The 11,802-nt window shown below is 52.7% G+C and carries 9 protein-coding genes; 3 read left to right on the top strand and 6 right to left on the bottom strand.

Translation table 11 applies throughout. The features are described from left to right. Positions 1 to 33 precede the first annotated feature (33 nt). Positions 34 to 987, top strand: a complete 954-nt coding sequence (locus T496_RS0108405) for an ABC transporter substrate-binding protein (protein ID WP_027450368.1) — start codon at positions 34 to 36, stop codon at positions 985 to 987. After that, positions 974 to 3,160 carry a tetratricopeptide repeat protein gene (locus T496_RS13745; RefSeq protein ID WP_155808779.1) on the top strand — a complete coding sequence of 729 codons (2,187 nt, stop codon included), beginning with the start codon at positions 974 to 976 and terminating at the stop codon, positions 3,158 to 3,160. Before T496_RS0108405 ends, T496_RS13745 begins: the two co-directional genes overlap by 14 nt. A 6-nt stretch (positions 3,161 to 3,166) precedes the next feature. Here T496_RS13745 and cls read toward each other — a convergent pair whose 3' ends face one another. From cls to kdsA, 4 genes are read right to left on the bottom strand one after another with little or no spacing between them, the layout of a single operon-like run. Then, entirely contained in the window at positions 3,167 to 4,423 is a 1,257-nt protein-coding gene (cls, locus tag T496_RS0108395; RefSeq protein WP_052342141.1) for a cardiolipin synthase, read from the bottom strand. Next, positions 4,420 to 8,160: a two-component regulator propeller domain-containing protein gene (locus T496_RS0108390; protein ID WP_027450366.1), complete on the bottom strand. Its 3,741-nt coding sequence runs from the start codon at positions 8,158 to 8,160 to the stop codon at positions 4,420 to 4,422. Before T496_RS0108390 ends, cls begins: the two co-directional genes overlap by 4 nt. 40 nt (positions 8,161 to 8,200) lie before the next feature. Then, on the bottom strand, positions 8,201 to 9,148 hold the full coding sequence (locus tag T496_RS0108385) for a KpsF/GutQ family sugar-phosphate isomerase (RefSeq protein ID WP_027450365.1): 948 nt from the start codon (positions 9,146 to 9,148) through the stop codon (positions 8,201 to 8,203). Continuing rightward, a complete protein-coding gene (kdsA, locus tag T496_RS0108380) occupies positions 9,145 to 9,918 on the bottom strand; it encodes a 3-deoxy-8-phosphooctulonate synthase (protein ID WP_262499103.1) in 774 nt (257 codons plus the stop codon). The genes T496_RS0108385 and kdsA overlap by 4 nt, the downstream gene beginning before the upstream one ends. A gap of 199 nt (positions 9,919 to 10,117) precedes the next feature. Between kdsA and T496_RS13740 the strand changes: the two genes are divergently transcribed. Then, on the top strand, positions 10,118 to 10,660 hold the full coding sequence (locus T496_RS13740) for an outer membrane beta-barrel protein (protein WP_081783594.1): 543 nt from the start codon (positions 10,118 to 10,120) through the stop codon (positions 10,658 to 10,660). A 413-nt stretch (positions 10,661 to 11,073) separates the two neighbouring features. Here the strand turns inward: T496_RS13740 and T496_RS14945 are convergent, their stop codons facing one another. Then, positions 11,074 to 11,175: a smalltalk protein gene (locus tag T496_RS14945; protein ID WP_155808454.1), complete on the bottom strand. Its 102-nt coding sequence runs from the start codon at positions 11,173 to 11,175 to the stop codon at positions 11,074 to 11,076. A 222-nt stretch (positions 11,176 to 11,397) separates the two neighbouring features. Continuing rightward, a partial coding sequence (locus tag T496_RS15140) for an HU family DNA-binding protein (protein WP_449487846.1) occupies positions 11,398 to 11,802 on the bottom strand: 405 nt, incomplete at its 5' end.

The raw sequence follows: 11,802 nt of genomic DNA, 5'->3' as shown, positions 1-11,802 counted from the left end.
ATATTTACTTTTGCGACAAAATCGAAATAAGTGATGAAATACACCTATATATATATACTAGCAATCATGTTGGTTTATGCTTGTTCGTCTTCTACCGAAGAAAAACAACAAATTGAGCAAGAGGCTTTGCTGCAGAAGATGAAGGAGGATTCGCTGGCTTTGAAGATAGCCGTGATGCCAACTCTCGATTGTATGCCGCTGTTTCTTGCTGAGGCTCATGGCATGTTCCAGCGTGAAGGTGTAGATGTTCGATTACTTAGCTATACGGCTCAGATGGATCAAGACACAGCCTTCCAGCGAGGAAGGGTAGAGGGACTTGTCACCGACTTGGTGCGAGCAGAGCATTTGAAGCTGCAAGGCACACCACTTGACTACGTATCATCCACCAACCTCTATTGGAAGCTCATCACCAATCGTACGGCGCGCATTGCCCGCCTGAAGCAGTTGGAAGACAAGATGGTGTCTATGACGCGCTATTCAGGTACGGATTTCCTGATCGACTACCTGGTGGACAGCCTCAAACTCAAGTCAGATTATGTTTTTCGCGTGCAGGTCAACGACGTGACAGTGCGCATGGATATGCTGCGTAATGGCGTGATGGACGCTCTCTTCTTGCCAGAGCCAATGGCAACAGAGGCACACAATAAGAAGCATCGCCAGCTGTTTGACAGTCGCGACCTTGACATACAACTTGGCGTGATGGCCTTTAATCCCATTGTTCAACAAGACACCATGCGTCAGCGCCAGATGAAAGCCTTTGTAAAGGCCTATAATATGGCGTGCGACTCGCTCAATACTAAAGGACTAAAAAACTACAAAACTATAATCACTCAGTATTGTCTTACAGATGAGACAATCTGCGATTCGCTGCCAGCCAACTTGACCTATCATCACATCACGCCTCCTCGCGATGCCGATGTAAAGAAAGCAAAAGACTGGTTGAATCGAAACCTAAACCAACAAACCAAAAACAATGCAACAAAATGAAACTCTAAATGCGATTATCGGACTTATCGAGAATCGACGATTAGGTAAAGCCATTGACGAACTTGAGAATTATCTGCTATCGCACACCGGCATGCGCGATATGGAGATACTGTCTGGCATCAGGTCTGACTATCAGTTGATGGCAGAATACTGGCAACGAGGGTTTGCCGATACCAAACGTGCAGAACTGTACGACAAGTTGCTACGCCGTCTGTATATGCTCACAGTGAATGTGATGATACACCAGCGCATTCGCAATAGCTCTTTCTTGAATTCCCTGTATAATCGCCCACGCCAGATCAGAAAAGATTGGGCTATGTCTAATCTGAAACACGATCTCGAAACGTTTGTTTCTACGATAACTGTACTGGAACTGGAACCCCCACATACGCGTCAGGCAAAGCTCGACCTAATCTATCAGGAGCATCAGGACCTGATGCACGACCTCTTCGACTATATCCTGACTTCACGCCTGTGGAAAGATTGTCTGGCAGACGCTTTCGAAGATATCCTGCTGTCGCCTACGATAGATATCAACGACCAGCAGTTGATCGTGAGTGCCATCACCATATCTGCTATGAATGCATTCGGACCTAACAAGTTCAAGGTCTTGATGCATGTCTATCAGAAGGCCACCGACGAACGACTGCGCCAGCGTGCCCTCGTGGGATGGGTGCTCTCAATGAATGCCGAGCGTGCGTTACTCTATACAGAGATGAAGGATTTGATTCGCGAGGTGTGCAGCGACGAGAAGTGCTGCAAGGAGATCACCGAGTTGCAGATGCAGATGCTGTACTGCATGGATGTGGAGAGCGACAGCAAGAAGATACAAAACGAGATCATGCCCGACCTGATGGCAGGCAATAATCTGCGCATCACGCGTCATGGGGTAGAGCAGAAAGAAGACGACATCCTGGAAGACATCTTGCATCCTGATGCTGCCGAGCAGAATATGGAGCGCATGGAGATGAGCATGCAGAAGATGATAGACATGCAGAAGCAAGGTTCAGACATCTTCTTCAGTGGTTTCTCTCAGATGAAGCGCTTCCCGTTCTTCAATGATGTACTCAACTGGTTCATGCCTTTCTATCCGCAGCATCCCACGATCAGTCAGATATGGAACAACTCAAAGGCCAAGAGTGTGCTGCACAACCTCATCAAGGTGAGTGCCTTCTGCGACAGCGACCTCTATTCCTTCGTGTTGGCTTTCGACCAGGTGTATCAGCGCCTGCCTGGTGACATGCTGAAGATGATCAACGAAGGCGAGGCTTCTGCTGTGATCCTAGGCGGACAAATCGCTGAGGAGGAGAAGCGCAATCCTGCTTTCATTCGCCGACTCTATCTGCAGAATCTCTATCGTTTCTTCATGCTCTTCCCTTATCGCAACGAATTCCAGAATCCATTCTCGTCAGACGCCAGTCTTATAGAGTATGCTTTCTTTGGCAATAAGTTGTTCAGGGACACGCCGCTGGAGAGCCATTTCGTAGAGGTGGCCGCCTTCATGGTGAAGCATCATTACTATAAGGAGGCTCAGAGCGTGTTGGAAAACTGCAGTGAAACGTTGCGCGACTATCAGTTCTATATGTTGAAGGGCAGCATCTTGCGCCACTTTGATCGCATCAACTCCTACCAGTATCAGATGGCGCTCAGCCTGAAGCCACACGATGAAAGGGCGATGGCAGCTCTGGCCAGAGCCTATTTCTCAGAGGGAGCCTATGAGGGCGCGATGAAGATATACGAGGATCTGCTGGTAGAGCATCCTGACAACAAGGGCTATCAGCTCAACGATGCCGTGTGCCTCATTCACGTGAAGCGCTATGAGGAGGCCATGAAACTGCTTTATAAGTTGTCTTATCTTTATCCTGACGACGTCGAGATACAGCGCGTCTTCGCGTGGGGCCTCACCGTCAATCGCAAGTTTGACCAGGCGGAAAAGATATTCTCGCAGTTGCTCACCACAGAGACGCCCAACGTACAAGACACCTTGAACTATGGCTATTGCCTATGGTTCGAGGGAAAGCCACTGGATGCTTCCAGCATTTTCCGTGCTTTGAATGAAAAGCATGTGGACTTCGAGCGAGAGTTTAAGTACGAAGAAGAGCTCATCGCCGCGATGGGCATCGGCGATGCAGAAGTGCACCTGATGCTAGATACCATCTGCGTGGGACACTGATTGTGATTAAAGGAGTGGGCTGAGCAGATAGGCGAACCATCCACGAAACTTTTGCCAGGGGGTGCGGAATTCGTTCCACACCTCCTTTGTCATATAGACGCTTTCCTGCTTGTCTCTGTCAAACATATGGTCCAGCTCACGGGTGGTCTCCTTGTCGATGATCACGGCATTCTCTTCGTAGTCGAAGCGAAGGCTGCGTGCGTCAAGATTGGTGCTGCCTATGGTGCAGAACTTCCCATCTACCATCATGATCTTAGAGTGGTGGAAGCCTGGTTGGTAGAGCCACACATGGGCCCCTTTCTTCATCATGCGATGCATGTTGTAGAAAGCACAGTCGGGCGTCAGGGGGATGTCGCTCTTGGCCGATATCATCAGTTCCACCTTCACGCCGCGCTTGATGGCCCTTTTCAGCGCTTTGGTGATGCAGGGGCGCAGGGTGAAGTAGGGGTTGATGATGCGTATTGAGTCTTGGGCGTCGTCGATGGCGTTGACGTAGAAATAGCGCATCACGTCGTTGGTGGTGCGAGGCTCACGGTTCACTATTCCAATACATTTGTTGCCAGCATCCTCGCCACGAAAGTATTCCGCCTTCTGGCTGATATCCTCCTGGGTAGTCTTCTTCCAAATCTTGGCAAAGATATGCTGCAGGTCGTTGACGGTGTTGCCCTCTATGCGGCAGTGCATATCGCGCCAGGCCCCCACCTGCTCTGTGCCTTTGATGTAGTAGTCGGCCACGTTCATGCCACCAGTGTATGCTATCTTGCCGTCGATGACTACTATTTTCCTATGATCACGCGGCCAGATGTGGTTCACCCAGGGGAACCTGATGGGGTCAAACTCCCAGATATCTATTGAGTCGCTGCGCAGCGCTTCTACGTGCTTTTTCAGCAGGGGCTGATTGTTGGAGTCGTTGCCAAAGGCATCAAACAGTGCACGCACCTCCACACCCTCGCGTCGTTTCTCTTTCAGGATGTCGAAGAGCAGCATTGCTATCGAGTCGTTTCTGAAGTTGAAATACTCCAGATGGATGCTGTGGCGCGCCTGGCGTATGTCCTGAAACAAGCAGTCGAACTTCTCCTGCCCAGACATAATCACCTTGATGCTGTTGTCGTGAGAGAAGCGGATGCCGTAGTCCTTCAGCTGCTGGTAGATGAGAGAGTCTGAAGACGTGCCGCTCTGCTGTGCTTGTGCTGTAGAAAAGCAAAAGGCGAGTGCCACCATGATGAGGCCTCTCGTCTTTATGCCTGTGAGTCTGTTTGTCATTGTCTGTATTTCATGCGGTACTCTGATGGCGAGATACCGAATCGTTCTTTAAACATATTAATAAAGTGCTCGGCAGTGGGAATACCGATGTTGGATGCCAGCTCACTCATGTTGATATTGGTGCGCTGCAGCAGTACGCAGGCACTCTTCAGTCGCAGGTCGCGCACCACCTCGGCAGGCGTCTTTCCAGTGATGTCGCGCACCTTCTGGAAGAAGGGCTTCATGCCCATTCCCATTGCGGCAGCCATTTCCTCAAGATTGATCGTGCCGCGACTCATGTTCTGTTGCACATACTGCTCGATGCTTCTGATCAGCTGTCGGTCAATGTTGTAGGTCATGCTGTCGTCTTCCTGCTCGTTGCCCATGATGAAGGCATCGTCGCTGCCTTCCACGTGGTGATTGCGCACGGCAATAGACACCGTCTTCAGCTCGTCGTCTATGTCCACATGCTTGCTAGCCGTCTCGTAGTCGGCACTCTCGGTGGCGGTGGTCATACTAGAGTTGCGCCCCTCCAGCATGCGCGTCTCGGCACCCTCGATGAGGTTAGAGTCGAGCTCGATAGGTCCGATGCCCAGCAACTTGTTGATGCGCATCACGGCCTCATTCAGATTGAAGGGCTTAGGCAGATAGTCGTCGGCAGCCATCGTGATGTTTTGGTTCATCATCTCGTTGTACGACAACTTCATGTCTGTCATCAGTATGAACTTGATCTTGTTCATCGTGTGGTGCATCTTGATCTGATTACAGAGTTCGCTGCCGCTCATCTCAGGCATATCCTGCTTGCACACAATCAGGTCTGGTTGCACCACCTCGATGTCGGCCAGAGCCTTCTTCACGTTGTCGTAGGGGTGGAAGTCGTAGATGTAGCGCAGGCGGTTGTTGATGAACTTGATAAACTCAGGATTGTCGTCCACGAAAGAGATGCGGAACTTAGACGTGGGCAGATCCTGCGTGGGTCTGATCTCAGAGGTCAGTTCCTCTTCTACCATTTCAGGCAGCGAAAGCTGATCGGAGATGGTGCCCAGCTCGAAGTTCTTGTTCACCACCTGCTGTGCCTTCTCCTCAGGATGCTCCAGTGCCAGCTGCATGTCGCTGACGCGCGTGATGACGGTCAGCATCTGCGAGTGCAGGGCGTTGAGCTGTTCGCGCTCCTCGGGCGTGCTGTCCAGTTCGGCCAGATTCATGATGATAGAGGTCATGCGCGACATGGGTTGACGCAGGTCGTCGCTGGCAGCCTTAATCTCGTCGCGCTGCACGGCCAGCTCTCTGAGGATGGCGTGCTTCTTCACCCACAAGGCCCTCAGCACGTTCCAGCCCTTGCGCCAGATGAAGACGATGCTCGCCAGCAAGAGTGCGTAGATGATGAGCATCCACCACTGCAGGTACCAGGGGCGCTCGATGGTGATCTTCAGCACGCGTTCCTGGTCGCTGATCTGTCCGTCGGCATTCATGGCCTTCACGTGCAGGATGTATGTCTTGCTGGGCAGGTCGGTGAAGGTGACGCCATGTTTCAGTGCGTCGCCGTTTTTCCAGTCGTGATCCAGTCCTTCCATCCAGTACATGAACTGCAGGCGCTCACTCTGGTTGTAGTTGCCGCCGGCAAACTTGATGGTGAATGTGTTCTGACTGCTTTTCAGTGAGAGTCGGCTTATCTCGTTGAGCGCACTGGTCAGTGGCACGTTGCCGTCGTACTCATGTCCTGTGAGTATCTCCTCGTCGCCGATAAACAGCTGTGTCAGCATGACCTGTGGCAGCGATTCAGTGTCGCCCTTAGTCTTTGGTCGCACCATGTTGATGCCGTAGAGTCCGCCCATCACCACTTCGCCATCGGTGCGCGTCAGTATGGCACCAGGGTTGAACTCGTCGCTCTGCAATCCGTCGTTGTGGTCGTAGTTATAGAGACCGTAGTTGAACGTGCCCTCTTCGTGATCTCGCTGTATGACGATGCGGCAGACGCCATTGCTGGTGGTGATCCAGATGTTGTGGTGCTTGTCTTCGGTGATGCCGCAGATGTTGTTGTTGCAGAGACCTATCTTCTCTGTGATCTGCGTCAGATTGTCGTTTTCCATATCCAGCACGTTCACGCCCTCGCGTGTGCCTATCCACAACAGCTTTCTGGAGTCCTCGAAGATGTCCGTGATATAGTTGTTGGTGAACTTCACGATGCTGCTCTGATTGCCCACCAGGTGGGTCATCTCGCCTGTAGAGATGTTCATGATGAAGACGCCCTCCGAGGAGCCTATCAGCAGGCGGTTTCTCGAGGCGTAGAAGAGCGAGGTGATGGAGTTGGTCTTCAGTTTTCCGTTCTCCTTGGTGTAGTTAGAGAACTGGTTCATGCGTGGGTTGTACATCTGCAAACCGCCGTCGGTGGCTATCCAGAGGTTGGCGCTCTTATCCGTGCACAGGTCGTTGATGTGATCATCAATCAGCGTTTTGCGGATGCTGTCGTTGGCCGTAGAGTAGATGATGGCCGTGTTGTTGAAGATGCGTGTCAGTCCGTTTTGCTTCGAGCCCACCCACAGGCTTCCGTCGTTGGTGTAGGCCATTGCCGACACCTTCATGCTGGCCAGACGTCCGTCGTAGTCAATCAGGCCGTTGTCGCTGGTGCCATACCACACCTTTCCGTTGGCATCCTGCGCCATGGCGGTGACGTCGCCGATGAGCTCCGACTGGAACTTATAGATTTTCTCGCCGATATAGGCCACACCAGCCTTGGCGGTGCCTATCCAGAGCAGTCCTGTGTTGTCTATATAGACGCTCTTCACGCCCATGTTGTCGTTGATGCGTCGCATGGGCGACATGCTCTTCAGCTGTACGGGCTCTATGGTGTGGCTCACGGCGTCGATGTGCACCAAGCCGTGACGATTGGTGCCCACCCACACGTTTTTGTTCTTGTCGCTGTAAACGGAGCTCACGGCATAGTCGGCATTGCCGCCTGTCAGTCCCAGCTGGTCGCCGATGTGCGTGTCCCAGATGTTCAGCTTGCGGTCGTAGCAGAACAGGGTGCCCTGTCCGTAGAGCCAGATGATGTTTTTCTTGTCGGTATATACGCGCAGCGTGTTCGAGTGGCGCAGTCGCTGCAGGGCGATGTCCTGGTTCTTCCACACCACGCGCTGCTTCACCATGACGTCGCAGCACACCAATCGGCCGTCGGTATAGACGAGGATGACGCCCTCGTTGCATTCGCCGATGGAGCAGATGTCGCCCTGGGGGATGCCAGTGGCGTCGTTGGTGTAGCCAAACTCATAGAGCAGCTGCTGCTGCATGTCGTAGCAGAACACGCCCTTGCCAGGCTGATAGCCCCACAGGTTCTTGTGGCGGTCGATGTAGATGATGTTGGGAGTGCTCTTCATGCCCAGCTTGCTGAACACTTGTCGCATGTCGCGCTCGAAGTTCTCCGTCTGGGGGTGATAGATGCAGTAGCCTGCCGAGGTCTTCACCCACAGGTCGCCCGAGAGTGCCGCCTGGATGCTCTCCACGTAGCTGTCGGGCAGCGACGATCCGTCTTGCGAGTCGCTCTGGAAGTGGCGAAACGTGTAGCCGTCGTATCGGTAGAGGCCGGCAGGCGTGCCAAACCACATGTATCCTCTGTCGTCCTTCAGGATGCAGTTGATCTGGCTCGAGGTCAGTCCGTCTCTTGCCTCCAGTTTCTTATAGAGGTATTCTGCAGCTGCGGCCGTCTGCAGGAGTGCAGACAGCAGCAACAGGGTGGTGCAGATTTTTCTTATTCCTTTCATATAGTAGTAATAGAGTTCTAATCGAAATTAGGTGTGTGTGTTATAGCATGCAGGAGTAGTGATCCACGACGCCCAGCAGGTGGCGCTCCTCGCTGACCACCAGCACCGAGTGTATCTTGTAGCGCTGCATGATGCTCTGTATCTCAGAGATCTTCGTCTCTGCCGATACCGTCTTCGGCTCGCGTGTCATGATGTCGCTCACGGTATGGTCTATAAAGCCTGCCTGCCAGCGCTCCATGGCGCGACGTATGTCGCCGTCGGTAATGAGGCCCACGATCTTGTCGTCCACTGTGGCCACACCCAGCCCCAGCTTGCCTTTGCTCACCAGAATGATGGCTTCGCCCAGATGCATATCAGGGCTGATGATGGGCAGGTCGTCCTCGCGCATCACGTCTTGCGCCGTGGTGAGCAGACGCTTACCCAGTTCGCCGCCAGGGTGGAAGTGGGCAAAGTCCTGCGGACGGAAGTTGCGCTTCTGCATCAGTGCGATGGCCAGCGCGTCGCCCATGGCCAGTGTGGCGGTGGTAGAGCTTGTGGGTGCCAGGTTCAGCGGGCACGCCTCTTTCTTCACGCCCACGTTCAGGTGGCACGTAGAGTATTTGGCCAGCAGCGACTGCGGGTTGCCGCTCATGCCGATGATGGGTATCTGCATGTGCAGCACCATGGGGATGAAGCGCAGCAGCTCGTCTGTCTGTCCAGAGTTGGAGATAGCCACCACCACATCTTCATGTGTCATCACGCCCAGGTCGCCATGATAGACGTCGAGCGGGTTGATGAAGAAAGCCGGTGTGCCTGTCGATGACAGCGTGGCGGCAATCTTTGCGCCGATGTGTCCGCTTTTGCCCACACCCGTCACGATCACCTTTCCCTTGCAGTCGTACATCAGGTTCACAGCCTTCTCGAAGTTGATGTCTATCTTCGGTATCAGTTCCAATAGTGCTTCGGCCTCGTCTTTGATGGCCTGTATTCCATATTCTATAGTTGTCATGCCAGTATGTCCTTGATAAGTCCCTCCAATTTGTTCAGCTCAAGCATGTTGGCTGCATCGCTCAGTCCTTGGTCTGGGGTGGGGTGCACCTCGAAGAAATAGCCTGTGGCGCCAAAGGCCTTGGCAGCCAGCGCCATGGCGGGCACGAAGCGGCGGTCGCCACCCGTCTTGCCCCCTGCAGCATCAGGGCGCTGCACACTGTGCGTGCAGTCCATCACCACCGTGGGCACTATCTCTTTCATGTCGGCAATGTTGCGGAAGTCCACCACCAGGTTGCCATAACCCATCATGTTGCCGCGCTCCGTCAGCCACACCTCCTCGGCGCCTGCCTCGCGCGCCTTTTCCACGGGGTAGCGCATGTCGCGCCCGGCCAGAAACTGCGCCTTCTTGATGTTCACCGTCTTGCCCGTCTTTGCCGCTGCCACCAGCAGATCCGTCTGCCTGCACAGAAAGGCGGGTATCTGAATGACGTCGCACACCTCGCCAGCAGGGGCTGCCTGCCACGCCTCGTGTATGTCCGTCAGTATCTTCAGCCCGTATTTCGACTTCACGTCGCTCAGCATCTGCAGCCCCTTGTCTATGCCAGGGCCGCGAAAAGAGCGTATCGAAGTGCGGTTGGCCTTGTCAAACGAGGCCTTGAATATGATGTCCGTGTCCAGACGCTTGTTGATGTCCACCAGTTTCGCTGCCACTACATCCAGCAGCTCGGCCGACTCAATCACGCAGGGACCTGCAATGAATTTTATTTGTTTGCTCATTATTACAATAATGTTTATTAGACGTGCAAAGATACGTATTTCCACCGAAACTGCCAAGAATTCTACAAAGAATTGATAGAAAAAGCGAAAAAAACGATAAAAACTTTGCGGCGTACAAAGTTTTTTTATACTTTTGCAGCCGAAAACATAATCAATCAGCCTTTCTGCCTAGGCAGGGGCCCATTAAGTTTAATTAAAAAATTATCTAACAATGAAAAAGATTGTAATGACACTGGTTGCTATTTTCGCAACTGTAACTATGAATGCACAAGACATGTATGTTGGAGGTACCGCAGGTCTTTCTACCGATGGTAACAACAATCGCGAACTTTACATCGCTCCTGAGTGGGGTATGAAGCTGGACGACAAGCTGGGCTTCGGTCTGCGTCTGAACTACGGCTATGATAAAGAAGAGAATCCCTTAGGCACAACTAGCACAACAGATATCACCGTTAATCCTTATCTGCGCTACGACTTTGCCCAGATCGGCAAGCTCAAGGTCTTCGTAGATGGTGGTGTTTACTTTGGCACTTCTAAGACAGACGACTTTGATGCCAACAACAACTTTGGTTTGAATGTTGTTCCTGGTGTTGCCTACAACATCACCGACAACTGGAGCATCGTGGCTCTGGCCAACAACGTATTCTCTTGGAACATTGCCGCACCTGCTCACAGCCACTGTCGTCACGACATCAGTCTGCTTGAGGACTTCGGCATCAACACCTTCCGTTTCGGTTTCTTCTACAATTTCTAAGCCGCCGTTTCGGAAACAAAAATAATCCCCACCTAAACAACAAGCAGCGCACCTATTCAGGGTGCGCTGCTTTGTTGTTTAAAGTGAGAAGTGAGAGGTGGTGCGCCTATGGCGCAAACCGACCCCCTCTAAATCTCCCCAAGGGGAGACTTTCTTATTTCTGACCCCTCCCCTTGGGAGGGTCGGGGAGGGATCGCTTTTTTTTCTCCCCTCCCATGAAGGGGAGGGGTTGGGGGTGGGGTCAGTGTTGTTCTAACTGCCAATGGAGATACAGACCCCACCCCTTGAAGGGAGGGGAGTGCCTACGTAGAAATCAGCGGAATATTGTTTAGTTACAGACCCCACCCCCCAGCCACTCCCCTTCTTGCGTCCCTTCGGTAGCAAGCGAGCAGAGCTCGAGCGGAAGGGAGGGGCTAATTCATACAACTTGCCACGCCGAGGCTAGTAGCGATTGCCGTGAGCACGGCGATGATGGTCTGCACGATAAACTTCCAAGTTTCAATTTTGTTTTTCATAGTATTATTCGGTTAATTTTGTTGTTTTTAAAGGCCTACGGATTATACGGATTTTACATGCGGTTGTTTTTTTAGCTTGAACCTTGCGCAGCCATTCCCCTCCCATGTAGGGGAGGGGGCGGGGTGGGGTCAGTGTTGTTCTAACTGCCAATGGAGTTACAGACCCCACCCCCAGCCCCTCCCCTTGAAGGGAGGGGAGTGGGTTTGTCGGGGAGGGGTCTGTTAGTCCTCATTCTCCCCCTGACTCGCGGTCTCAATTCCCGCCAACTCCTTCACGTTAAGGAGCGAGGCACGCTTCTTCAGCGACTTCGACGTCAGGTCGTTCAAGTCCATGCGACTGGGCTGGAAACGCAGGTATATTCCGTGTATGTTGGACGCCAGGTTGAACTCCTCCTCAGAGTCGGCACCCGTGGTGTGCGTAGAGAGATAGAACGTACCCAGGTCGCCAAACTGCACCTTCTTGCCCTCCATCAGCTGCTCCAGGATACAGGACTGCAACTTGTTGGCAACGCCCAGGCAGACATCGGTGCCATACACCGAGTTGTGTTCCGCCATGTGCTTGCACAGCTCAGGGTAGGTCATGGTCTTCAGCGATACGATGCGGGCATAGACCTTGCCGAACATCTT

It is taken from the genome of Xylanibacter brevis P6B11, assembly GCF_000621825.1.
In the GTDB taxonomy this organism is placed as follows: Bacteria; Bacteroidota; Bacteroidia; order Bacteroidales; family Bacteroidaceae; genus Prevotella; species Prevotella brevis.
This window is presented reverse-complemented; position numbering and strand designations above follow the sequence as displayed.